Source organism: Arthrobacter sp. V1I7 (assembly GCF_030817015.1).
Lineage (GTDB): Bacteria > Actinomycetota > Actinomycetes > Actinomycetales > Micrococcaceae > Arthrobacter.
Genome location: NZ_JAUSYS010000001.1, coordinates 4237038 through 4259942, shown reverse-complemented (window position 1 = coordinate 4259942; position 22905 = coordinate 4237038). Strand labels below are relative to the sequence as shown.

Below are 22905 nucleotides of genomic sequence, written 5' to 3'. Positions count from 1 at the left end.
GGCCGTTCCTGCAGATTAGCGGACGGATCGCGGCTGGACTAGGGGTGTGGGGGCGGGGCCTGGGGACGGGAGGACCGGACCCGGCTGCGGGCGCTTCGCGGCCAGCGGCACACCCTCGCCCCGGGGCCGGACCCGGCTCACCAGCCAGGGCAGCAGGTAGTTCGTGAACCAGACGACGTCGCCTGCCCGGCTTTCCCGCCAGCTACCAGCCGGCAGCGGCTTGGGTTGCAGTGGCCGCAGGCTGTGGGGTACGTCCAGGGTCTCCAAAACCATTGCTGCGATGGTGTGGTGGCCCAGCGGCGAGAAATGCAGGCGGTCCGGATCCCACATCTGCGGATCCGACAGCTGCCGCAGCGCCCACAAGTCAGCGATCACACCGTTGTGGCGGCCTGCGATTGTCCGGATGTTTTCGTTGAACACCGCCACCTTTCCCCGGATATGGCCAAACAACGGAGTGTCGCCCCAGTCCGGTCCGGTAAACAGGACGATGGTCGCGCCCGTGGCGCTGAGCATGCCCACCCCGGCGTCCAGGGTCGCGGCCAGCCGGTCCGGGTCGCTGCGGTGAAAAACGAGATCGTTGCCGCCCGCGGAGAGCGTGACAAGGTCAGGCTTCAACTCGATTGCTGGCCCCAGTTGCTGGTCCAGGATCTGACGCAGCACTAGTCCGCTGACGGCGAGGTTGGCGTACGCGAAGTCCCTCCGTCCGGCACTGAGCTCCTCGGCGATACGGTCCGCCCAGCCGCGGAATCCGCCGGGACTGCGCGGCTCGGGGTCCCCGATCCCGGCGGTGAACGAGTCCCCCATCGCGACGTACCGGCCCCAAGGCCCGGCGTTCCCTGCACCCGGGGTGTGGCCCCTGACGCGGATTAGGGCGTCGGGATGGCCGGCGCCAGGACCGAAGAAACGGGCGGCATTCACATTCTCAGCAATACGCCGGTATTCCGGGAATCGGTAGGTCCTAAGGTCCTGTAAATACCGCCGGAAGTTCGGAGTGCGCCTAGGCGGAACGCGCCTTGAGGACGAAGCTCTTGAGGTCGTCGAGCGTCTGCTGCATGTGGGCGTCCATGGCGTCGCGGGCGCGGTGCGGATCGCGTGAGGCCAAGGCGTCCGCTATCTGCTGATGGTGCCAGATCGCATGCTCCTGGATGTCCGGCACTTCCGAGGTTTCGGTGCGGCGCTTCTCCAGTATCCGGTGCAGGGGTTCGAACAGCACTGCGGCAAAGACGTTCTCGGAGGCTTTGAGGATGACATCGTGGAACGCCAGGTCTGCCTCCACGAAAGCCGCGAGATCATTGGTGCCGTGGGCGGTCCGCATGGCCTCCAAGTGGCCGTGGAGACTCGCGAGATCGGCGTCGCCGATCCGTGTCGCGGCCAGTTCGCAGGCGCCGCTTTCCAGCATCCGGCGGAGTTCGATCAGCTGGACGGCCGCGGAGGCATCGTTCTTCCCCTCCGATGCTGCCCGCAGGACCGCCTCCAGGGATCCCCAGCGGTTCAGCGGGTTCACGAACGTTCCCCGGCCCCGCTCCACACTGAGGATCCGCTGGGCCTCGAGGGTCTTCATCGCCTCGCGCACGGTCATGCGGCTGACTTCGTGCCTCGCGCTCAACTCGAGCTCGCCGGGGACACTCGTTCCCGGCGGAAACTCGCCGGCGATGATCCGGTCCAGCAGCTCGTCCGCCACGACCCCGACCAACGATTTCCTAGCCAATTTTCCCCGTCCAGCGACTTGGTCCTGCCTGATGATCCTGCTCGAAGCCACAGTCTACTTGCGCCCCCTTGTGCCTTATGCCACACTATCACTAGGACATAAGATGTCAGACATCTTACAAATATCTCGAGTGCGGATCTGCCGCAGATCGACATACACAATGGAGTGCAAAGTGCCCCTTGAAGCAGATGTGCTCGCCGCCTTCCCGGCCGAGGTACAGATCCCCGCCCGGCTGGTGTCCGACAGTGTGGCCGCCTCGGCCAAGGAGTCTCCCCGGATTTTGGTGGTCCTTGACGATGACCCCACCGGTACGCAGTCGGTGGCGAATCTGCCCGTGCTGACCCGCTGGGAGCCCGCCGACTTCGCGTGGGCCTTCGCCCACGAGATCGAGGGCCAACGCCCCCGCGCCGTCTACGTGCTCACGAACACCCGCAGCCTCGACCCGGCCGAAGCGGCGGCCCGCAATGAGGAAGTCGTCCGGAACGCCCTCATCGCGGCGGCCGGGCAGGGCGGTGCTTCCGGGCTGCACCTGAGCTTCGTCAGCCGCAGCGATTCGACCCTGCGCGGCCACTACCCGCTGGAACCCGACGTCATTGCCGCCACGGTAGCCGCAGTCAGCGGCGAAACAACCGACGGCGTCGTGATCGTCCCCGCGTTCCCCGACGCCGGCCGCGTCACCATCGGCGGCGTGCACTACATGCGCGGCACCGGCGTCGACGCCGGCAAGCTCACCCCCGTCGGCGAGACGGAATTCGCCAAGGACGCCAGCTTCGGGTTCGCCAACTCCGAAATGGCCAGGTACGTGGAGGAAAAGTCCAAGGGCCGTTTCCCCGCGGACTCGGTAATTGTCCTGGACCTGAACATCATCCGCGCCGGTGCCGCAGCAAACGGCACCCCCGAGGACCCGGCCGTCTCCGCCAAGGCCATCGCCGACGCCATCGGCTCGGCGACGGAATCCACCCCGATCGTCGCGGACATCGTCACTGAAAACGACCTCCGGGCTCTCGCCCTCGGCCTCGAGGAAGCCGAACGCCGCGGCAAGAAGCTCCTCTACCGCGTCGGACCGCCCTTCGTCCGCGCCCGGATCGGCCAGGAGATCCGTTGCGAGCTCAGCGGCGCCGAAGCCTACGCCGGCAACACCCCGTCGGAGGCCGGCGGCCTGATCGTCGTCGGCTCCCATGTGGGCGTCACAACCCGCCAGCTCAAGGTCCTCACCGAACAGCACAGCGCCGCCCGCATCGTGGAAATCGACGTCGAGAAACTGCTCGGCGAAAACGCGGACAGCTACCTGGACCAGACGGTTGACACGGTCGTCGGTGCCCTGCGCATCGGCGACGTTATCGTCCACACCAGCCGCCTGCTGATCAAGACCGACGACGCCGCCGAGAGCCTGCGGATCGCGCGCACCGTCTCAGCCGCCGTCGTCGCCGTCGTGAACCGCACGCTCAAGACCTTTCCGCCGCGGTTTGTCATCGCCAAGGGCGGCATCACGTCCTCGGACGTCGCGGCTTACGGGCTGGAGATCCGGCACGGGATCGTCCGCGGGCCGATGCTGCCGGGGATCGTGAGCCTCTGGGAACCGGTGGACGGGCCCGCGAAGGGCATCCCGTACATCGTCTTCGCCGGGAACGTGGGCGACGACGAGTCCCTGGCCCAGGTCACCCGCAAGCTCAGCAACACCTTCTAGTCCCGCTCTGCAACGGAGAAAACCATGACCGCACAGTACACAGCCACCGTCCTCGGCCTCGGTGCCATGGGCCTGCCGATGGCCACCCGCCTTGCCACCGAGCTGACCGTCCACGGCTTCGACATCGCCGAACCGCGCCTGAAGCTCGCTGAAGAGGCAGGCATCAGGACCTTCACCTCCGCCCGGGAGGCTGCCGAGGGCGCCGACGCCCTGCTGCTTGCCGTCCGCAACGGCGAACAGCTCGATGACGTCCTCTTCGGCGAGAACGGCGTCGCCTCGGTGCTGAAGCCGGGCGCCGTCGTGATCCTCGGCAGCACCGTGGGCACCGAAGCCATTCCGGCCACCGTCGCCCGGCTCGCCGGGCACGGCGTCGCCCTGGTGGACGCGCCGCTCTCCGGCGGGCCCAAGCGTGCCGGCGAGGGCGACCTGCTGATCGTCGTCGGCGCCGAGCCCGCCGCCCTCGAATCGGCCCGCCCGGTGCTGGAACTCCTGGCGTCCACCCTGACGGTGGTCGGCGACAAGCCCGGCGACGGCCAGGCCCTCAAGACCGTTAACCAGCTGCTCTGCGGGATCCACATCGCCGCCGCGGCCGAGGCCATGGCCCTCGCCGACGCCCTCGGCCTGGACCAGGCCAAGACCCTCGCGGCCCTGGAAGCCGGCGCCGCCGGCTCCTTCATGCTCTCCAACCGCGGCCCCCGGATCCTGGAGGCCTACACGGAAAACGGCGCCGAGGTCCTCAGCCGCCTCGACATCTTCGTCAAGGACATGGGCATCGTCGGCAAGGCCACCCGCGCCGCAGGCCTCGCCACACCCGTGGCCGCTGCCGCCGAACAGCTCTACCTCCTGGGCCAGGCCCAGGGACTAGCCGCCGCCGACGACTCCGCGGTCATCAAGGTCATCGCTCCCGCCAAGCGCACCGCCTGATGCGCGCCCGTCTCGACCACCTGGTCTCCTCCGCCCTGCAGCAGGGCTCGGCGGTGCCGGCTTTCACCTGCTACGACTTCACCACTGCCCTGGCCGTGGTGGGCGCGGCCGAGGAGGCCGGCCGCGGCGCCATCCTGCTGGTGGCGCCCAAGACGGCGGCCTCACCCAACGGCCCGCGGCTGATCGCCGCCCTCCGCGGTCTGGCCGACGGCGCCGACGTGCCGATCGCTGTCCAGCTGGACCACGCCGCCGATCCGCAGCTGATCGTCGCTGCCGTCGCGGCGGGGGCGGACTCCGTGCTCGTGGATGGATCGTCCCTGCCGTATGAGGAGAACATTGCACTGGTCCGCAGCGTCCGTGCATTCCTTGCCGAACAGGGGAACGCCGATGTCGTGATCGAAGCCGAACTCGGAGGCCTCGCCGGCGACGAAGACCGCGCCTTCGGAGCCGACGCTGCCGGCAGCGCGCCGACAGCCGGTCTCACCGACTCCGCCCAGGTGGAGGACTTCGTCTCGCGGACCGGGGCGCAGCTGCTGGCGGTGGCTGTCGGCAATGTCCACGGAAAGTACCAGGGGGAGCCCCGGCTCCGCTGGGACGTGCTGCAGGACATCGCCGTGCGGACCCACATCCCGCTGGTGCTGCACGGGGCCTCGGGGATTCCGGCGGGGGAGCTGGTCAAAGCTGCCGCCATGAACGTCGGCAAGGTGAACTTCAACACCGAACTCCGCACCGGCGTGCTGGCCGCGCTCGAGGAACGGATCTCCGCGCACCGGGCCGACGGCGAGAACCTCCAGGCCCTGCTGGGCCAGTGGGACGACGCCGCCCGGAACTTCACAGCGAACACCCTGCGCACACTGTCCCGCTAAATCGCAGTCGCATCGTGCTTCGCGCTGGCGGTCCTCCTGCTTCCCCGGGTCCCGGCTCGGACAGGCGTGGCGGCGCCCGGCGACGTACCCGGGTGGACCATTGCCACGTCCGCCTTTAAGTGCCAATGTCGAACCATGACGGAGAACTCGGCAACCACTGAAGATACGTTCCGCCCAGACGTCTCCACCACCCGCAACGATGCCCTGCATCGTTACGAGTTGCACGTCGGCGGCAAGCTGGCAGTAGAGATCCGATACATCGACAAACCCGGCCATGTGGACTTCATCCACACCGACACCGCGGAACAGTTCCGGGGACATGGGCTTGCCAAAGTGCTGGCACACTTCGCCTTGGATGATGTGGTGGCGTCGGGGAAGCGGATCATTCCGAATTGCCCGTTCATGTACCGGTACCTCCGCAAACACGACTCCTACAACCAGGGCGTCGACTGGCCGGAGCAGCCCCCGCCGGGAGCTTGACGGCGGGGGACCCGGGTCCCAGCACCGGAGCCGCTCGTGGCCGGGTTGTTAGCCGGACGACAAACTCGTAAGGTTTTAGCAGAGTTATGCAGTTGGCTCTTGGCCGTGTCCTTTGGAGTACCCATGAACCACCAACTGCGTGTGCTTGTCCGTGTGGATGTCGACCCCGGGCACGTGACCTTCGAAGTCACCGGCTGCCTTACCCAGGCGGATTTCCCCGCACTGCAGCACATTTTGCGGCGGACCGGCCGCCTGGAATCCGGATCGGAAGTCAGGGTGGACCTCCACGGGGCCTCGCACCTGGATCCGGCGATGCTGCTGCAGTTGCGCAGCATCGCGGCCGCCAGCGAGGGGCCGGCCGGCGCCGAACAGTTCCGGGTCACGCTCGATGAGCCCGCCGAGTTGCCGATCTGCCTGCTGCACGTCGGCTCCGACCGCGAAATCCTTGCAGACCTTGACGGGGAGCTTGCCACCTCCCCGCTGGATTCCGGGATCGGCGGCGTTCTGGATGGCACCCAGGGTGGGCCGCTGGGCTCCGGTTTCGATGAAACCTCCGGCCCGTTTCCGTCCGAACTCAGCACCGCCAACGGGCTGGAACTAGCCGACTGCTTTGAGGGAACGCTGGACCCGGCGGCCACCGTCCGCGCGCTCTCCGACGCTGCCCTCGGCCAACTGGCCGATGCCGTGTACCGCCGGCTGGATACCAGCAGCCCCTCCTTCGGCGCCCACACCTGGTATGAGCTCGCCGCCGAGGAGCTGCAAAACCGGCATCTGGCGGCCGCCGACGACCCGGCGGAAGACGAACTAGGCGCAGGTCAGAGCCCACCTGACGGCGGCGTCTTCCTTGCCTAGGCCGTCGCCATGACCCCTACCGTCGAGGGGCGCTCTGAAACCACCGCCCTGATCACGGGCGCAACCGCGGGCATCGGGGCGGAGTTCGCCCGTCAGCTCGCCGAACAGGGACACGACGTGGTTCTGGTGGCCCGGGACACCGCCCGGCTGCAGGCCAAGGCGGACGAGCTGGAGCGGCGCTACAGCGTCCGCGCCGAGGTGCTGGCCGCCGATCTGGCGGACGACGTCGGCGTGGCCGCCGTCGTCGCACGGCTCTCGGACCCGGCCCGGCCGGTGGAGATCCTGGTCAATAACGCGGGGACCGGCTTGTTGGGCTCCTTTGCCGAGAACGACATTGCCGACGAGAAAAGGCATCTCAAGCTGCACGTTGAATCCGCCATGGAGCTCACTCACGCCGCCCTGCAGGGAATGCTTCTGCGGCAGTCGGGCCGTATCATCAACGTGGCGAGCGTAGCGGCGTTCCTGCCCCGGGAGACGTACTCCGCGGCCAAGGCGTGGCTCGTGAGCTTCTCCCGGTGGTCCAACCTTGCCTATGCAAAGCGCGGGGTCAGGGTCACCGCGGTGTGCCCCGGCTTCACCCATACCGAGTTCCACGACCGGATGGGGATGGACAAGGCGGTGGCCCCGCGCTGGATGTGGCTGCAGCCGGAGCGCGTGGTCCGTGAAGGTCTGGCAGACAACGAGCGGGGCAAGGCCGTCTCGATTCCGGCCAAGCGCTACAAACTGCTGACCGCAGCGGCCCGCATCCTGCCCTCCCGGCTTGTGGCCGGGCCGCCCCGGCGGGCCAAGTAGCCGCGGTCGCGGGGGTGCGGCCGGACGCGCCGAAGGCCTGCCTTTGGCACTTCCCTAAAGGGGGAAAGAACGCAAGGCAGGCCTCAAAGGGCGGGACTGAACTTACAAATCCGGGTAACCGGCCGGGGCCAGGATGATCCGCGCCGGGCTGCCCGAAGACAGCGCTACACTCCGGCCGGAACCTTGTCCGGGTCCCGAACCGACGCCGGGCCAGCCGTTGCCGTGGTGAAGGGCATGTCCATGTCCTCCAGGTCGATCAGCGGGTTCTCGTCCTGGGTGGCAACGAGCTCGCGGGCCTCGGCCTGGGTGTCCACGCTGGGCATGGAACCCGGCAGGGGGCGCTGGGCCGATTCCTTGAGGAAGTAGATCGCAACCGCACCGATCGCCGAGGTGGCCATCAGGTAGTAGGCCGGCATCATGTCATCGCCGGTGGCCGTGATGAGGGCCGCGACGATGAACGGGGTGGTCCCGCCGAAGAGGGCTACCGCGAAGTTATACGCAATGCCCATGGCGCCGTAGCGGCTCGCCGTCGGGAATTGTGCCGGCAGGGCCGAGGCCAGGTTGGCCACGTAGAACGCCACCGGGAAGGCGATCAGGCTGAGACCCAACAGGGTGGACCAGACCTCACCGATTCCGATCAGCAGGAACGCCGGGGCGGCCAGGACCACGGTGCTCAAGGCACCGATCCACAGCACCGGGCGGCGGCCGATCCGGTCGGAGAGCTTGCCGGTCAGCGGAATGCACAGGCTCATGACGACGAGCACGGGGATCGTCAGCAGGGTGCCGTGGACCGGGTCGTAACCCTTGGACTCCGTCAGATACGTCGGCATGTAGGACGTCAGGGCGTAGCCTGCTGTGTTCGCGGCTGCCACCAGGATCATGGCCACGAGGAGGGAACGCCAGTAGGCCTTGACGATGCCCACCGGGCCCTTGGAAGCGGCGGTGTCCACGGCCGTTGCATTCTTGGCGAGGTCTTCCTGGGCGTCCAGGGTGGCCTGGAACTGCGGGGATTCCTCGATCTTGTTGCGGAAGTAGACCGCGATCAGCCCCAGCGGGCCGGCGATGAGGAACGGGATCCTCCAGCCCCACTCTTCCATGGCGGCCTGGCCCAGGGTCAGCTGCAGCCCGGAGACGAGGGCGGCGCCGAGGGCGAAGCCGAGGTAGCTGCCCATGTCCAGGAAGCTGGCGAAGAAGCCGCGGCGTTTGTCCGGGGCGTATTCGCTCACGAAGGTGGTCGCACCGGCGTATTCGCCGCCGGTGGAGAAGCCCTGGACGATCTTGAGCAGTACCAGCAGGGCAGCAGCCCACATGCCGATCTGCGCGTAGCCCGGCAGGAGGCCGACGGCGAAAGTACTCGCGGCCATCAGCATCAGGGTTGCGGCGAGGACCTTCTGGCGGCCCACCTTGTCACCGAGCCAACCGAAGATGACGCCGCCCAGCGGGCGGGCAATGAAGGTGGCGGCGAAGGTTCCCAGCAGGAACAGGGTCTGCACGGACGTGTCCGCTTCCGGCAGGAACACCGGTCCCATGGTGGTGATCAGGTAGCCGAACACGCCGACGTCGTACCATTCCATGGTGTTTCCGACGATGGTGCCGCCGAGTGCTTTCTTAAGCATCGGCTGGTCAACGACGTTGACGTCTGACTCTTTGAGTCGACGTCGAAGTAGCTTTGGTTTTCGCGCACCCTGGGGTGCACTTTGATTGGTTCCGCTGGCGTTCAAAACGCCTGCCGAAGAGTCGGTCGTGCTTCGGTCTGTGGGCATTTGGGCGACTCCTGGGGAGGTCATTTGCTTGCGACTTGTAGCTGCCCCGCTCTGGGCAGGCTTTCGATTTTACGCGAAATCCATGGAGTTTCCGAGTCGGGTGGCGTATGATCACCTGTTTCGGGACCGGATCGGGTCCGAATGGCGGAGCGGTTTTCCGTGATCTGACCGCGCGGTGGCTGGGAATCGGTCTGGTCCGCGGTGCGGTGCCGAAGTTTTTTTCCGGAAGCGGCCTGCGGGTGCCGGTTTTGCCGCGGATCACGCTTTCCCCGGTCCGCGTGACCGGTCCGCGCGCGAGCCCGGACGGGCCCTCCGGGAACCCTGAAATGGGGGTACCCAAGGACTCCGAAAAGCGCTTAAGGTGAAGTTATCTTTAGTGCTGACGACAGCCCACCCAAAGAGACCACTCAAGGAGAGCAGTCCATGACCGGCAAAGACACCGAAAAGACCGACCCCAACGCGGAAAAGGCCCCCGGCAGCGGGAAGGCGGGAGGCGCCGCGGAGGAGACGAAAGGGATCAAATCGCGCCTGACGGACGCCCAAAAGGAAATGCTGGCCAGCAAGTCCCGCGGCGGGACCGCGACGCAGAGCGTCGGGCACAACCACAAGCCCACCCACACGAGCGGCAAACAGGGTCCAGCCGAGAAGAAGGTCCGCTGGTAGGGGGCTCGCCGACGGCGGCAAGGCATGATGAGCATTTCATTTCACGGCCGCAATTTCTTCACGGCGGCATCGCCGCAGCGGAAAGGAAGAGAGAAATGACAGAACATCGCTTTGGAGACGAGATCGAACCTGAGGTAGCCAGTCATCTGGCGGGGTCCATGAGCGACGCGCCGGCGCCGGAGATCGAGCGCCCCGCACCGCCTACGGCCGCCGAAGGGAAACAGTGGCCGGACGGTAGCGGGAAGCGGCGCCACCCCAAGGACAATGACACCGCGCACGGCCGGATGGGCCACGAAGCTGCGGTGACCGCCGTCCACCGGACCGCGCGGCCGGACGTTCCGCACTCCTCCTAGAGTCCCGTCCTGGGACCTGTCACCCGGAGTTGATCAGCCCGGGACACGAGCATCAGGTGTTCCGGGCAATTCCCTGCCCGGCGCTTCCTGGGTGCCCGCCGCTCAGCCCTGCTCGAGCACCACGTCCGCCGGCTTCTTGTCCAGCCGCCAGCCGCGCCAGACGGGGTGCCGGAGTTTTCCGCTGCCGGTCCATTCCCCGTAGGTGACTTCGCCGACGAGCCGGGCGCTCACCCAGCGGGCGTCTGAGGCGTCGGCGGCCGGCACCTCGTCAAAGGGTGAAGTCTTCCGGGGGAGGGCATCGAGCTGCTGCCGCAGCTCCTCAAGCTCACGCGTGCTGAAGCCGCTGCCCACCCGGCCCACATACCGGAGCTTGGAACCCTCCGGGATGCCCAGCAGCAGCGAGCCCACGGATTGGCTGCGGCCGCCCTTGCCCGGACGCCAGCCGCCGACGACTACTTCCTGCGTGCGTTCAAACTTGAGCTTGAGCCAGGACCGGCTGCGCGCACCGACGTACCGGCCGTCGGTGCGCTTGGCCATCACCCCCTCGAGCCCCAGTTCCCGGGCGCTTTCCAGAATGTGGGTGACGTCGCCGTCGATCACGGCGGAGAGCTCCACCGGGCAGCCGGAAGGCTGGAAAAACTCCTCCAGCCGGCCGCGGCGTTTGGCCAGCGGCAGGCGCCGCAGGTCCTGCCCGCCCTCGGACAACAGGTCGAACAACATCAGCCGCACCGGGATGGACGGCTGGGCCTTCGCCACGTCGGAGGGTCTGGTCAGCTTCATCCGCCCCTGCAGCAGCCCGAAATCGGGCCGCCCGGAAGGCCCGACGGCAATGATCTCGCCGTCCGCGATGAAGTCCTGTTCCGGCCAGCAGGAGCGGCCGGTCAGCTCCGGGTACGTTGCTGTCACATCGTTGCCGTTGCGGCTGAAAAGGCGGATTCTGTCCGCATCCGCGACGACCAGGGCCCGCACGCCGTCCCACTTGAGTTCGAACTGCCAGTCCTTGTCCGGGAGATCCGCGGTGGTTCCCGGGCTGGCCAGCATCGGCGTGAAGTCCGTGAAGTCCGTGAAGTCCGGTGCGGCCGCTGCCGGGGCATCACCGCTTTCCTCCGCGGATTCTTGCGCCGATTCTTGCGCAGGGCCGCTTACGGGGCGGTCCTTCGACGCCGGTGCCGGCTTCCCCTTCTTCGATCCGAGGGGGTCCATCAAGTGGATGAGCCACTGGTCATCCGCCTGGCCGGTGCGGATCAGGGCGAACCTGCGCGTGCCGCCGAGGCCGCCGTCGTCCTGTCCCGTCAGGGTCGCGATGACTTCCTTGCCCGCGACCCACTTCTCACATTCGTAGAAGCCGCGGTCCCAGATGCTGACCGTCCCGGCGCCGTACTGGCCTTTGGGGATGGTGCCCTCGAAGTCCGCATAGTCCATCGGATGGTCCTCGGTCTGGACGGCGAGGTGGTTCTTCGTCTTGGACGTGGGGACCCCTTTGGGGAGCGCCCAGGACACCAGGACACCGTCGCGCTCCAGCCGGAAGTCGTAGTGCAGCCGGCTGGCGTGGTGCTCCTGGATGACGAACGCCTCCCGGCGGGTGCCGGCGTCGGGCTCCGCGCGGTGCCGCTCGGCCGTGAACGGCTCCGGGGTGGCCGCCGCGTCCCGCTTCGTACGGTACTTTTCCAGCCGGGGGTCCGTGCTGCCGCCGTCGCCCGGGCCCTGGGCGGGAAGGCGGCCGGGGCGTTCCGGCACGTGGCCGGATCCTTTGCCTCCTGAAATGGCGGCGAAGGGATCCTTGCCGGCCTTCACGCGTTTCAGAACCTCCTGATAGTCCAGCTGGTGAAGGGATGCGGAGCTCAGTTCGCGCCAGGTACGGGGCGCCGCCACCATCGGATGCAGCCGCCCGCGCAGCGAGTACGGGACGATGGTGGTCTTTGCGGCATTGTTCTGGCTCCAGTCCACCAGCACCTTGCCGGTGCGGAGGGTCTTCTTCATGTCGCTCACGGCCAGCCCGGGATGGTCTGCCTCCAGCGAACGTGCCAGTTCATGGGCGAACTCCGAGATCTGCTCGGAACTCTGCGTCCCGTCGAGGGAAGCGTAGAGGTGGATCCCCTTGCTGCCGCTGGTTACCGGAACGGGGTCCAGGCCGACATCCTGCAGGATGCTGCGGGCCAGCATTGCGACTTCCACGCACTCCGCGAGCCCGGCACCCTCGCCGGGATCGAGGTCCAGCACCAGCCGGTCCGGCGCCATGGCGTTGCCATGCGAATCCACACGCCACTGCGGCACGTGGATCTCAAGGGAGCCGATCTGGGCCAGCCAGGTCAAGGTGGCCGGATCGTTGACCAGCGGATACTGGATGGAGCGTTCCTTGTGCGTAATGGAAGCCCGCGGTATCCAGCCGGGCGTCGAATGGTCCAGGTTCTTCTGGAAGAACATCTCGCCCGGGGCGTCGGCCGTTCCGACGCCGTGGACCCAGCGCTTCCGGGTCGTGAGCCGGTTCGCGGCAGCCGGGATCAGGACGGGCGCCACGGCGGCATAGTAGGCGAGGACATCGGCCTTGGTGGTGCCGGTCTCCGGATACATCACCTTGTCCAGGTTCGTCACCACGAGCTCGCGGCCGTCAACGCGCACTCTTTCCCTGCTGCTGGCGGGTGTCCTTTCAGGCATGGGACTTCTCCTCCGTGCAACTGTGATGTTCACTTGATCCATGAGAGCCATCTGGAAAGGTGCGATAGCGTTCGGGCTGGTCAACGTGCCGGTCAAGGTCTACACCGCGACCGAGGACCACGACATCAGCCTGCATCAGGTCCACAACGCCGACGGCGGCCGGATCCGCTACCAGCGCCGCTGCGAGGTCTGCAGCAAGATCGTGGACTACGAGGACATCGACAAGGCCTACGAGGACGACGGCAGGACGGTGGTGCTCAGCCGCGAGGAGCTCAAGTCGATCCCGGCCGAAAACAGCCACGAGATCGACGTCGTGCAGTTCGTCCCGGCCGAACAGCTGGACCCCATCATGTTCGAGAAGAGCTACTACCTTGAACCGGACTCCAAGTCGCCCAAGGCGTACGTGCTGCTGCGCCACGCCCTGGAGGACACGGACCGGGTGGCGATCGTCCAGTTTGCGCTGCGCGACAAGACCCGGCTGGGGGCGCTGCGGATCCGCGGAGACGTGCTGATGCTGCAGGCCCTCCTGTGGGCGGACGAAGTGCGCGCGGCGAGCTTCCCGGCGCTTGAGACTTCCGTCCGGATCTCCGCCCAGGAGCGGGAGATGTCCGCCGCGCTGGTGGACTCGATGGCCGCGGACCTCGATCCGGAACAGTTCACGGACGAGTACCAGCTCCAGCTGCGTCAGCTCATCGACGCGAAGCTGGAAAAGGGCGAGTCCCTGGACACCGAGGAAACGTTCGGGGCCCCGGCCGCTGAAGCCGGCAGCGGCGATGTGATCGACCTGATGGAAGCGCTCAAACGGAGCCTCGAGAAGAAGCGGGGCGGCAACGCAGCAGGCACGGCCGGGGAGGCGGATGCCAAACCCGCCGCAAAGTCCCCGTCGAAGCCTGCCGCCAAGCCGGCGCAAGCCAAGACAACCGCCAAGGCCGACGCCAAGACCGCGACCAAGGCTGCCCCTAAGGCGGCTGCGAAAACTGCGGCCAGGACTCCCCGGGCCACCGCTAAGGCAGGCACCGCGAAGGCCGGCGCCGCGAAGGTCGCTCCCAAGGCCGCCGAGAAGACCGCGCGCAAGGAGGCTTGAGTCTGGCGGGTGGCCTGCCGCCATCGGGATCAGGAGTTCCTGAGCGCGGAGATGAGCTCGCTTTTCTTCTTCGCCGAGTAGCCCTTGAGCCCGATTTCCTTGGCGCGCTCCTTCAGCTGGGCAACCGTCCAGTCCTCGTAGTCGCCGGATCGGCCGCCCTTCCGGCCCACGGCGGAGCGGCCTTTCTTGGCCGCGGCGTTGGAGATGCGGGCCGCCTTCTGCTTGGAAGCGCCGTCCTCCAGCAGCTTCTCGTACAGTTCCGGATCCTTAATGCTTGGGCTCTCGGAGCCGCGCGGCTCGTCTTTCTTGGTGGGCATGGCTGTTACCTCCTCTGCCGGGTTCCGGCGCCACCGGAGGTGTCGTCATCCACTTCCCCCTGCGCGACGGAGGAGCGCCACTGGCCGGTTTCAATGCCGCGGGATTCAATGAACTCCTTGAAGCGGCCGAGGTCTGCCGTTACCTGGCGGTTGTCCGCCCCGATCGCGGAACCCATGTTCTCCGCGAAGCCTTCGGGGTCCCACTCCAGCTCCACGCTGACGCGGGTGCGCCCCGCGTCCAGGGTTTCGAAGGTCACCGTCCCGGCGTTGCGGGGTTTGTCCGTGCTGACCCAGGCAATCATGTGGTCGGGGGTCTGCTCAGTGATCTGGGCGAAGTATTCGCGCCGGACCCCCGCGACCTCGACCCGGAATCGGAGGGAGGTCTCGTCGATCTGTTCCACCGATTCAACCCCCTTCATGAACTCGGGGAAGGTCTCGAACTGCGTCCACTGGTTGTACGCCGTGGACACGGGAACGTCGACTTCAATGCTTTCCAGCACGCTTGCCACGGGCTGATCTCCTTTGGCCGGGGACGCATTCCTGCCGCGGCCAACGCCGGATGAGCCGCGGATTCCAAACTATCGGCGCCGCTGCGCCCTGACAAGCAATTACCCGGACGGCCCGCTGCATGGCCCGGGAGCCCCTGGCCGAGGCCGGTTCTGCCCGGAAACGCCGAAGGCCCGGCCGCTCCACTGAGGGTGCGTCCGGGCCTGCGGCGTAGATGGTGCGTTATGCGGCGTCGTGATCCGTCTCGAGGATCTGGACGAGGCGCTCGAGGGCGGCGTCGGCGCCCTCGCCCTCGGCACGCAACACCACGACCTCGCCGTGCGATGCGCCCAGGCTCATCAGGGACAGGATGCTGGCGGCGTCCATGGCCTCGTCCTCGGGTTCGCCCTGCCGGGCGATGGTGATTTCGAGATCGAACTCGCCTGCAGCCTCGGCAAAGATGGCGGCCGGACGGGCGTGCAGCCCTACGCGGCTGGCAATGGTGGCGTTACGTTCGGTCATTTCTGCTCCTTGAAGATCAAAAAAGGAATGTCAGCCGGGAAGGACGGCTCGGAAAGGATCTTCCTGGACCGGCTTAGACGGTTACGGGAACCGGTTCAACCGTATCAACGGTCTTCTTGACTGCCCAGCGCTTGAGGGCGATCACGGACAGTGCGGTGACAATGGTGCCGGCGATGATCGAGATCACGAACATCAGCAGGTTGCCAATGGCGAAGAACACGAAGATACCGCCGTGGGGAGCCTGCGAGGTGACCCCAAAGGCCATGCTCAGCGCTCCGGTGACGGCGCCACCCACCATGCTGGCGGGGAGGACGCGCAGCGGGTCGGAAGCGGCGAACGGGATGGCGCCTTCGGAGATGAAGGACGCGCCCAGCAGCCAGGCGGCCTTGCCGTTTTCACGCTCGGCCAGGCTGAAGAGCTTCCTGTCCAGGACGGTGGCCAGGGCCATCGCCAGCGGCGGGACCATGCCTGCGGCCATCACGGTGGCCATGATCTGCCACGGGGCCTGGTTGGTGGCACTGCCGGCGCTCAGGCCGGCGACGGCGAAGGCGTAGGCAACCTTGTTGACCGGACCGCCGAGGTCGAAGCACATCATGAGGCCGAGGATGATGCCCAGGACGATGGCGGAGGCGCCGGTCATGCCCGAGAGCCAGCCGTTGAGGGCTGCAGTAAGGCCTGCGATGGGACCGCCGAGGACCAGGAACATCAGGCCGGAGGCGAAGATGGAAGCGAGCAGCGGGATGATCACCACCGGCATCAGGCCGCGAAGCCAGCGTGGAACCTGCCAGGTCCCGATCAAATGGGCCATGTAGCCCGCGAGCAGGCCGCCGACGATGCCCCCGAGGAAGCCGGCACCCATAAAGCCAGCGACGGCGCCGGCCACGAAGCCCGGTGCAATGCCGGGACGGTCGGCGATCGCATAGGCGATGTAGCCAGCCAGCGCGGGAACCAGGAAGCCCATGGACAGGGCGCCGATCTTGAACAGCACAGCGCCGAGGTAGATCGCCAGGCCGCCCTCGGGAAGGTTGCCGAAGTTGTTCTCCACGACCACCTTGTCAGCAACAGCGGTGATGTCGTAGCCGCCCAGGAGGAAGCCCAAAGCGATCAGCAGACCGCCGCCGGCCACGAACGGGATCATGTAGCTGACACCGGTGAGCAGGGCCTTCTTCAGCTTCTGGCCGATGTGCTCACCCTTTTCGGCTGCAGCGTGCTCGGCCTGCTCCTCGGCACCGAAGTGCGGGACGCGGCGGGCGTGGGGGTTGTCCGCGGCGGCCAGGGCTTCCTGGACCATCTTGTCGGGTTCGTCGATGCCGCGCTTGACGGGGGCGTTGATGACCGGCTTGCCGGCAAAGCGCTCCTTGCCGCGGACATCGACGTCGACGGCGAAGATCACGGCGTCGGCGGCGGCGATGACTGCAGGGTCCAGCGGCTTGGCGCCGGAGGAGCCCTGGGTCTCGACCTGCAGGTCCACGCCGGCTTCCTTGGCCGCAGCCACGAGCGAATCGGCGGCCATGTAGGTGTGTGCAATGCCGGTGGGGCAGGCGGTGACGGCCACGAGGCGCTTGGGCTTGGGGGCAGCGGAGCTGGCGGCGCCTGCGTCCCCGGCGTCAGGGACCGCGGCCACGGCAGCGGCGGCCGGGGCTGCGACGGAATGGGCAGCGGGCTTGTCGGCCAGCGCGCCCTCGACGAGTTCGACGATCTCGGCTTCCGAGTCGGCTGCGCGCAGGGCGGCGGTGAAGTCCTTCTTGATCAGGGACCGGGCGAGCTTGGAGAGGAGTTTGAGGTGCTCCTGGTCCGCGCCTTCGGGGGCTGCGATGAAGAAGACCAGGTCCGCGGGGCCGTCCTTGGCGCCGAAATCGACCGGCCGGGACAGGCGTGCCATCGCCAGCGTCGGTTCGGTGACCGCCGTCGAACGGCAATGCGGGATCGCGATGCCGCCGGGGACGCCGGTAGCAGTCTTCTGCTCCCGGGCAAACGCGTCCGAGAAGAGGCCTTCGGCTTCGGTGGCGCGTCCGTTGGCCGCAACCTTGCTGGCGAGGTGCCGGATCACGTCCTCGGGCGAGCTGCCCAGATTCTGGTCGAGCTCGACCAGTTCGGTGGTAATGAGCTGAGTCACTGTCAATCCTTCCGGAGGGCCGTGATGGTTACGGCATCGGGGGTGGTTTGGTGGACTGCCGGGACAGTGGAGCCCGGCAGGGAAGCGGCGGCGGCACCGTGGGCCACAGCCTGACGCAGACAATCGACCGGGGCGTCGCCCTGGCTGGAAGCGAGCAGGTAGCCGGCGAGCGACGAATCGCCGGCGCCGACAGTGCTGACCGCGGAAACCGGCGGATGCGTGGCAAGCCACGCGCCGTCGGCCGTCACAAGCACCGCTCCCTTGGAACCGAGGGTTGCCAGCACGGCGCCCACTCCGGAACGCACGACGGCGGCGGCGGCCTCCGCGGCTGCCTCGGGGTCGGCTTCCAGTTCCTCGGCGGACTTGTGCGTGGCGAACCCGGTTGCGGCTGCCAGTTCCGCCAGTTCCTCGGCATTGGGTTTCAACAAATCAGGTTTCCCGGCGGCGTCGCCGGAGATGGCGGCGGCAAGGGGTTCCCCTGAGGAGTCGATGGCGATGCGCGGGGCATCGGTCCCGTCATGGATGGACCGTAGCCGCCGGGTGACGGTGGCATAGAAGTCGGCCGGGACTCCAGGTGGGAGCGAGCCGGCCAGGACAACCCAGCTGGCGCCGCGGGAGTGGTCCAGGAGCAGCCCGATCAGGGCCTCCTGCTGGTCCTCAGTCAGCACCGGGCCGGGTTCGTTGATTTTCGTCGTGACGCCGCCGGGCTCGGTGAGCGCCACGTTGCTGCGCAGCGGCTCGCCGATGGGAAGGGCGGCGAATGGGACGTCCCCGTCCCGCAGCCCGGCGAGGACCGGATCGGCCTCGGCCCCGGGCAGCACCGCGATGGTCTTCAGGCCGGAGGCGACCAGGGCGCGGGAGACGTTGACTCCCTTGCCTCCGGACTCCTGCCGGACGGAGACGGCCCGCTGGACTTCCCCGCGGAGCAAGGGGCCCGGCAGGGAGACCGTGCGGTCCAGGCTGGGGTTGGCGGTCAGGGTGACAATCACGCGACCACCACCTCGACGCCGGCCTCGGCAAGCGCGTCGGCGAGGGCCTGGCTTGGTTTCGTGTCAGTGATCAATGTGTCCAGATCTTTCAACGAGGCGAACTGGACGAGGGTTTCCGCGTCCAGCTTGGAGGAATCAGCCAGCACGACAATGCGGCGCGCTGATTGGACGAAGGCAGCTTTGACAGCGGCTTCTTCAGGGTCGGGGGTGCTCAGCCCGAAGGCTGCATGGATGCCGTTGGTGCCAAGGAAAGCGATGTCCGGGCGGATGCGGCGCGCTGCTTCCACCGTCGACTGGCCGACGGCGGCCTGCGTCAGTCCGCGGACCTTCCCGCCGAGCAGGTGGAGGGCGATGCCGGGTTCGCCGGACAGCCTGACCGCGATGGGCAGCGCGTGGGTGATGACGACGAGTTCGGTTCCGGTGCCGGGCGCGCTGCCGGCTGCCGTGCGCGCGGCCAGGAGTTCGGCGAGGGCCTCGGTGCTGGAGCCGGCGTCGATCAGGACGCTGCCGGAGTGGTCCTTGGGGATCAGCGCGAGGGCAGCTTCGGCGATGCGGGTCTTTTCCGGCTGGCGGAGGACGGTCCGCTCAAGGATGCTTTCCTCCGTGGTGCTGGAGCGGTCCGGGGACACGGCGCCGCCATGGACTCGGCGTACGCTGCCGGCCGTTTCGAGGGCCGCCAGGTCGCGCCGGATCGTCTCGGTGGTGATGCTGAAGCGCTCGGCAAGGTCCGTGACGCTGGCCCGGCCGCGGGCGGAGATGAGCCCAACAATCAGCTGTTGGCGTTCTTCGGCGAACACTGGCCCTCCCTTGCGTCAATATCGGGGACCCCACTGCGGATCCCGGGGCCGCTTCCGTGACAGCTGTCACACGAAGTGGAATTAGTTGACTTTATCTTTGATCGTGTTGCTTTGTCAATGAAAACCAACATGAACGCAGAAGCTCCGTGGGTGTCGCAGGGGGACATGCCCATTTTTCGCTGCGGGGAATGGGCAGTTTGGGATTATGTCCAACCGCCGGGGCGGGCGTGGGACATGTCCGGCCCTCAGATGCGGCGGGCGCGGGGGACATGCCCATTTTTCGCTGCAGGGAATGGGCAGTTTGGGACTATGTCCAACCGCCGGGGCGGGCGCGGGACATGTCCGGACCGCGGGCGGGCGGACGGCGTAGGTCGGGGAAGCACAAGAGAGGAGAGTGCGGCCCGAACCACCAGGGTCCGGGCCGGTGCACAGGTTGTTTATCCGGGGCGGCGTTGCAACGGAAGGCTTAGCCTCGATCCACCGGTCGGGTTGAGGTTGGAGCGGCGGTTTAAACGGAGAATGCCTGTCGGATCGGCAAAAATGGGGTTTGTCTAGAACTCCGTTTGGCCAATCCGAGAGGCATCTCGTAGGTGCAACTTTTCCATAGATCCACGCGCGTGTCAGCCGCGTTCGATGATTCCAATCTCGTGTCGGCCGCAGGGCTGGTCCCGGCGATGGCGCTGGCGATGAAAACCTGCCTGGGCGAACTCGCTGATCAGTGGCTGACGCTGCCCGGATACTTCGGCGCAAATGCGGGGTTGAAGGTCACTGCGATGGTCGCGGGCATGGTCGCCGGGGCCGATTCCATCGATGACATGGCCTTGCTGCGGCACGGCGGGATGAAGAAACTCTCGCCGGCGCATATGCCCCGTCGACTCTGGGATCGTTCCTGAGGGCGTTCACTTTCGGCCATGTCCGCCAGCTCGACGCCCTCGCGGCCCGGTGGCTGGTGAACGTCGCCGCCGTGGCCCCGATCGCCTCCGGTATCGATGATTACGCTTTGGTCGATATCGACGACACCATCAAGGAAGTCCACGGCTACCGGAAACAGGGTTCCGGATACGGTTACTCAGGGGTCCGGGGATTGAACGCGCTGATCGGGATCCTCTCGACCGCGACCGCGGCGCCGGTCATCATCGGCGCGAGGCTGCGCAAGGGAAGCTCCGGGTCCCCGCGCGGGGCGGGGAAGTTCATCGGTGACATCCTTGCCACCGTGAAACGGCTGCGTGGCAAGGACGCCACCGGGCTGGTGCTGCTGCGTGCCGACAGCGCGTTCTACGGCCACTCAGTTGTCGCCGCTGCCCACCGCGCAGGCGCAAAAGTGTCCATTACCGCCAGGATGGACCCGGCCGTCAAACGCTCCATCGCCACCATCAACGAGCAGGCCTGGACCACAATCCAATACACCGACGCAGTCCGCGATGAAACCACCGGAGCCTGGATTTCCTCGGCGGAAGTCGCCGAAACCGCCTTCACTGCCTTCGTGGGCCGAAAGAAAGCCGAACGCATCCACGGGCGCCTGGTCGTGCGCCGGATCCCGGAACTGAACGCCAAAGCCAGCGCGGGGCAACAGACCCTGTTCGACACCCACCGCTTCCACGCCTTCTTCACCACCAGCGCCCTAGACACCGTCACCGCAGACAAAACCCACCGCCAACACGCCATAATCGAGCAGGTCAACGCAGACCTCAAAGACAGTGCCCTGGCGCACCTGCCCTCGGGAAAATTCACCGCCAACGCAGCCTGGCTGGTCCTGGCGGCCATCGCCTTCAACCTCTCACGCGCCATCGGCACCCTCGCCAGCACCGACCTGGGCAAGGCACGCAGCGGAACCATCCGCCGAAAAATCATCACCGTCCCCGCCAGGATCGCGACCTCGGCACGGAGAATCATCCTGCACCTGCCCGCCAACTGGCCCTGGGAAACCAGCTGGTCAAATCTCTTCGAAGCGGCCTGCGGGCCACCACGGACCGCCACCATCTGACCACCCAGCCGACTCGGCGCAACCAGGACCAAGGAACACCACCGGCAGCAAGGCCGGCAACCCCGTCATGCCCATCGACCGAACCCGGACCCAGATCAGAACGACCCTGCCCCATCAAACACAACCGGTGGATCGAGGCTTAGAGGCCGTCGTTGCGGCTTTCATTGCGCGTGATCGTCTCGCCCGTGTTGGGGTCGACGGCTGAGCGCGTCTCACTGACCCGGCGGCTATGGCCACGGCCGGGGGAGGCGAGGACCAGGGAAGCGATGAGTCCGATCACGCCGACCACCATCAGGATGTAGCCGACCATGGCCTGGTCGACATACGGGATCAGCCCGGGGGCGATGGCCCAGGCGAGGATCGCGCCGAGGGCGATCAGGAAGATGGAGGAACCGATTCTCATGACTTGCTCCTTGTGTCCGTGGACGGATAGGCGTTGCTAAGTCTGCTGTCAATCGACACGCTACATCCCGCTACCTGCCGTTTCAACGAACCAATGAAGCAATTGCTGCGCCGTTTCCGGAACGGCCCCCCGCCGGAGGCACGTACGCTTAAGGGGTGCCTGGCGTCAGCCGTTGAAGCACGCCCCGCCCTCGCACTCCCAGCGGGCCTATTGGCGGGCCTAACAGAAACACGGTTAGCAATGTCTGAAGTTTTCCCCCGAGTCGTCATCACCGGGCTAGGCGCGGTGACCCCCGTTGGCGGCACGGCTGCCGAAACGTGGGACGCACTTTTGGCCGGCCGCTCCGGAATCGCGGCCCTCGACGAGGACTGGGCCCGGGCGCTCCCCGTCCGGCTGGCCGGCCGGGTCACCGGGGACGTGGCCGCACAGCTCTCCACTCCCGAGTACAAGAGGATGGACCGCTGCGGTCAACTGGCGCTGATTGCGGCCCGGGAGGCATGGGCCCAGGCCGGCCGCCCGGACGCGGACCCCGAGCGGCTCGCGGTGGTGATTGGCTCCGGCTACGGCGGCCTGGACACCATCTTGGAGCAGACCCGGGCGCTCGATGCCAGCGGTCCCCGGCGGGTTTCCCCGCATACTCTCACGCGCATCATGACGAACGCCCCTTCCGCCTGGGTGTCCATGGAGGTCGGCGCCAAGGGCGGCGCCAGGACGCCGGTGAGCGCTTGCGCCTCCGGAGCGGAAGCAATCTCCCAGGGCGCCGACATGATCCGGGCCGGTGGTGCGGACATCGTGATTGCCGGTGGCGTGGACTCCTGCATCAACGGCCTGATCATCAGCGGCTTTGCCCAGATCCGGGCCCTGTCCACCCGCAATGAGGACCCGCAGTCCGCATCCCGGCCGTTCGACCGTGACCGGGATGGCTTCGTGCTGGCCGAGGGCGCCGGGATCCTGGTGCTGGAACGCGAGGATCATGCCCGCGCCCGTGGAGCGGCCATCCTGGGCGTGGTGGCCGGGACTGCGGTGACGTCCGACGCCGTGGACATCGTCGCCGCGGATCCGGCCATGCAACGCCGTGTCATGGAGAAAGCCCTTGCGGCCGCGGACCTGAGCCCCCAGGACATCGGCCTTGTCCATGCCCACGCGACTTCCACGCCGGTGGGGGACCGCCTGGAAGCGGAGGCCATCACGGCCGTCCTCGGCAACCAGGTTCCGGTCACCTCCAGCAAATCCCTCACCGGACACCTTCTGGGCGGCGCGGGCGCGCTCGGCGCCGTCGTAATGGTCCAGGCGTTGCGGTCGGGAGCGTTTCCGGGCACCCGCAACCTTGAGGCGCCCGGTGACGGGGTGGACCTCAACATCATCCCGGAAACCGTCTCGGGTCTGTCCGCGAAGGCGGGCATCACCAACGCCTTCGGCTTCGGCGGCCACAGTACCGCGCTGGTGATCACTGAAAGCTAGGCT

The 22905-nt window shown here is 67.2% G+C and carries 21 protein-coding genes and 1 pseudogene; 11 read left to right on the top strand and 11 right to left on the bottom strand.

What is annotated here, in order from left to right; translation table 11 throughout:
* Positions 1-15: 15 nt before the first annotated feature.
* Positions 16-804 carry an SGNH/GDSL hydrolase family protein gene (locus tag QFZ69_RS19575; RefSeq protein ID WP_306919514.1) on the bottom strand — a complete coding sequence of 263 codons (789 nt, stop codon included), beginning with the start codon at positions 802-804 and terminating at the stop codon, positions 16-18.
* 193 nt (positions 805-997) lie between these two features.
* Complete coding sequence (locus tag QFZ69_RS19570) at positions 998-1708, bottom strand: FadR/GntR family transcriptional regulator (protein ID WP_306913743.1); 711 nt, start codon at positions 1706-1708, stop codon at positions 998-1000.
* A gap of 172 nt (positions 1709-1880) precedes the next feature.
* Here QFZ69_RS19570 and QFZ69_RS19565 point away from each other — a divergent pair, with 172 nt between their 5' ends.
* The 6 genes from QFZ69_RS19565 (at position 1881) to QFZ69_RS19540 (ending at position 7309) form a co-directional block, all read left to right on the top strand.
* Positions 1881-3395: a four-carbon acid sugar kinase family protein gene (locus tag QFZ69_RS19565; RefSeq protein WP_306913741.1), complete on the top strand. Its 1515-nt coding sequence runs from the start codon at positions 1881-1883 to the stop codon at positions 3393-3395.
* Between the two features lie 24 nt (positions 3396-3419).
* Positions 3420-4319: an NAD(P)-dependent oxidoreductase gene (locus QFZ69_RS19560; protein WP_306913739.1), complete on the top strand. Its 900-nt coding sequence runs from the start codon at positions 3420-3422 to the stop codon at positions 4317-4319.
* Positions 4319-5185 carry a class II fructose-bisphosphate aldolase gene (locus tag QFZ69_RS19555; protein ID WP_306913737.1) on the top strand — a complete coding sequence of 289 codons (867 nt, stop codon included), beginning with the start codon at positions 4319-4321 and terminating at the stop codon, positions 5183-5185. Before QFZ69_RS19560 ends, QFZ69_RS19555 begins: the two co-directional genes overlap by 1 nt.
* Positions 5186-5320: 135 nt before the next feature.
* The gene (locus tag QFZ69_RS19550; RefSeq protein ID WP_306913735.1) at positions 5321-5665 is read left to right on the top strand and encodes a GNAT family N-acetyltransferase; all 345 of its coding nucleotides are present in this window, start codon (positions 5321-5323) and stop codon (positions 5663-5665) included.
* A gap of 123 nt (positions 5666-5788) precedes the next feature.
* Entirely contained in the window at positions 5789-6517 is a 729-nt protein-coding gene (locus QFZ69_RS19545) for a hypothetical protein (RefSeq protein ID WP_306913733.1), read from the top strand.
* A 9-nt stretch (positions 6518-6526) separates the two neighbouring features.
* Positions 6527-7309 carry an SDR family oxidoreductase gene (locus QFZ69_RS19540; RefSeq protein ID WP_306913731.1) on the top strand — a complete coding sequence of 261 codons (783 nt, stop codon included), beginning with the start codon at positions 6527-6529 and terminating at the stop codon, positions 7307-7309.
* Positions 7310-7473: 164 nt separating this feature from the next.
* Here the strand turns inward: QFZ69_RS19540 and QFZ69_RS19535 are convergent, their stop codons facing one another.
* Entirely contained in the window at positions 7474-9072 is a 1599-nt protein-coding gene (locus tag QFZ69_RS19535; RefSeq protein ID WP_306913729.1) for an MFS transporter, read from the bottom strand.
* Positions 9073-9495: 423 nt separating this feature from the next.
* Here QFZ69_RS19535 and QFZ69_RS19530 point away from each other — a divergent pair, with 423 nt between their 5' ends.
* Together QFZ69_RS19530 and QFZ69_RS19525 are read left to right on the top strand one after the other, a co-directional pair.
* A complete protein-coding gene (locus QFZ69_RS19530; RefSeq protein WP_306913727.1) occupies positions 9496-9735 on the top strand; it encodes a hypothetical protein in 240 nt (79 codons plus the stop codon).
* A 95-nt stretch (positions 9736-9830) separates the two neighbouring features.
* Positions 9831-10088 (top strand): hypothetical protein, encoded by a 258-nt coding sequence (locus tag QFZ69_RS19525; RefSeq protein WP_306913725.1) that lies wholly within the window; start codon positions 9831-9833, stop codon positions 10086-10088.
* Between the two features lie 102 nt (positions 10089-10190).
* On the opposite strand, the gene QFZ69_RS19520 is transcribed toward QFZ69_RS19525, so the two are convergent.
* A complete protein-coding gene (locus QFZ69_RS19520; RefSeq protein ID WP_306913722.1) occupies positions 10191-12743 on the bottom strand; it encodes an ATP-dependent DNA ligase in 2553 nt (850 codons plus the stop codon).
* 40 nt (positions 12744-12783) lie between these two features.
* Between QFZ69_RS19520 and QFZ69_RS19515 the strand changes: the two genes are divergently transcribed.
* The gene (locus QFZ69_RS19515; protein ID WP_306913720.1) at positions 12784-13827 is read left to right on the top strand and encodes a Ku protein; all 1044 of its coding nucleotides are present in this window, start codon (positions 12784-12786) and stop codon (positions 13825-13827) included.
* A gap of 29 nt (positions 13828-13856) precedes the next feature.
* On the opposite strand, the gene QFZ69_RS19510 is transcribed toward QFZ69_RS19515, so the two are convergent.
* From QFZ69_RS19510 to QFZ69_RS19485, 6 genes are all read right to left on the bottom strand, one after another.
* Positions 13857-14144: a Rho termination factor N-terminal domain-containing protein gene (locus tag QFZ69_RS19510; protein WP_306913719.1), complete on the bottom strand. Its 288-nt coding sequence runs from the start codon at positions 14142-14144 to the stop codon at positions 13857-13859.
* Positions 14145-14149: 5 nt separating this feature from the next.
* Positions 14150-14653, bottom strand: a complete 504-nt coding sequence (locus QFZ69_RS19505; protein WP_306913717.1) for an SRPBCC family protein — start codon at positions 14651-14653, stop codon at positions 14150-14152.
* 220 nt (positions 14654-14873) lie between these two features.
* Positions 14874-15152 (bottom strand): HPr family phosphocarrier protein, encoded by a 279-nt coding sequence (locus QFZ69_RS19500; protein WP_306913715.1) that lies wholly within the window; start codon positions 15150-15152, stop codon positions 14874-14876.
* Positions 15153-15225: 73 nt separating this feature from the next.
* Entirely contained in the window at positions 15226-17268 is a 2043-nt protein-coding gene (locus QFZ69_RS19495) for a fructose-specific PTS transporter subunit EIIC (RefSeq protein WP_306913713.1), read from the bottom strand.
* Between the two features lie 2 nt (positions 17269-17270).
* Complete coding sequence (locus tag QFZ69_RS19490) at positions 17271-18257, bottom strand: 1-phosphofructokinase family hexose kinase (protein ID WP_306913711.1); 987 nt, start codon at positions 18255-18257, stop codon at positions 17271-17273.
* Entirely contained in the window at positions 18254-19054 is an 801-nt protein-coding gene (locus QFZ69_RS19485) for a DeoR/GlpR family DNA-binding transcription regulator (RefSeq protein ID WP_306913708.1), read from the bottom strand. Before QFZ69_RS19485 ends, QFZ69_RS19490 begins: the two co-directional genes overlap by 4 nt.
* Before the next feature lie 590 nt (positions 19055-19644).
* On the opposite strand from QFZ69_RS19485, the pseudogene QFZ69_RS19480 reads away from it, so the two are divergent.
* Positions 19645-21038: pseudogene (locus QFZ69_RS19480) on the top strand (IS1380 family transposase).
* A 139-nt stretch (positions 21039-21177) separates the two neighbouring features.
* Here the strand turns inward: QFZ69_RS19480 and QFZ69_RS19475 are convergent.
* A complete protein-coding gene (locus QFZ69_RS19475) occupies positions 21178-21441 on the bottom strand; it encodes a DUF6458 family protein (RefSeq protein ID WP_306913706.1) in 264 nt (87 codons plus the stop codon).
* A gap of 240 nt (positions 21442-21681) precedes the next feature.
* Here QFZ69_RS19475 and QFZ69_RS19470 point away from each other — a divergent pair, with 240 nt between their 5' ends.
* Entirely contained in the window at positions 21682-22902 is a 1221-nt protein-coding gene (locus tag QFZ69_RS19470) for a beta-ketoacyl synthase (RefSeq protein ID WP_306913704.1), read from the top strand.
* Positions 22903-22905 lie beyond the last annotated feature (3 nt).

Bases quoted from the DNA above. Each gene is read 5' to 3' on its own strand.
- QFZ69_RS19575 (WP_306919514.1), bottom strand. From the start codon at position 804: ATGGGGGACTCGTTCACCGCCGGGATCGGGGACCCCGAGCCGCGCAGT.
- QFZ69_RS19560 (WP_306913739.1), top strand. From the start codon at position 3,420: ATGACCGCACAGTACACAGCCACCGTCCTCGGCCTCGGTGCCATGGGC.
- QFZ69_RS19555 (WP_306913737.1), top strand. From the start codon at position 4,319: ATGCGCGCCCGTCTCGACCACCTGGTCTCCTCCGCCCTGCAGCAGGGC.
- QFZ69_RS19550 (WP_306913735.1), top strand. From the start codon at position 5,321: ATGACGGAGAACTCGGCAACCACTGAAGATACGTTCCGCCCAGACGTC.
- QFZ69_RS19545 (WP_306913733.1), top strand. From the start codon at position 5,789: ATGAACCACCAACTGCGTGTGCTTGTCCGTGTGGATGTCGACCCCGGG.
- QFZ69_RS19540 (WP_306913731.1), top strand. From the start codon at position 6,527: ATGACCCCTACCGTCGAGGGGCGCTCTGAAACCACCGCCCTGATCACG.
- QFZ69_RS19535 (WP_306913729.1), bottom strand. From the start codon at position 9,072: ATGCCCACAGACCGAAGCACGACCGACTCTTCGGCAGGCGTTTTGAAC.
- QFZ69_RS19530 (WP_306913727.1), top strand. From the start codon at position 9,496: ATGACCGGCAAAGACACCGAAAAGACCGACCCCAACGCGGAAAAGGCC.
- QFZ69_RS19525 (WP_306913725.1), top strand. From the start codon at position 9,831: ATGACAGAACATCGCTTTGGAGACGAGATCGAACCTGAGGTAGCCAGT.
- QFZ69_RS19520 (WP_306913722.1), bottom strand. From the start codon at position 12,743: ATGCCTGAAAGGACACCCGCCAGCAGCAGGGAAAGAGTGCGCGTTGAC.
- QFZ69_RS19515 (WP_306913720.1), top strand. From the start codon at position 12,784: ATGAGAGCCATCTGGAAAGGTGCGATAGCGTTCGGGCTGGTCAACGTG.
- QFZ69_RS19510 (WP_306913719.1), bottom strand. From the start codon at position 14,144: ATGCCCACCAAGAAAGACGAGCCGCGCGGCTCCGAGAGCCCAAGCATT.
- QFZ69_RS19500 (WP_306913715.1), bottom strand. From the start codon at position 15,152: ATGACCGAACGTAACGCCACCATTGCCAGCCGCGTAGGGCTGCACGCC.
- QFZ69_RS19475 (WP_306913706.1), bottom strand. From the start codon at position 21,441: ATGAGAATCGGTTCCTCCATCTTCCTGATCGCCCTCGGCGCGATCCTC.
- QFZ69_RS19470 (WP_306913704.1), top strand. From the start codon at position 21,682: ATGTCTGAAGTTTTCCCCCGAGTCGTCATCACCGGGCTAGGCGCGGTG.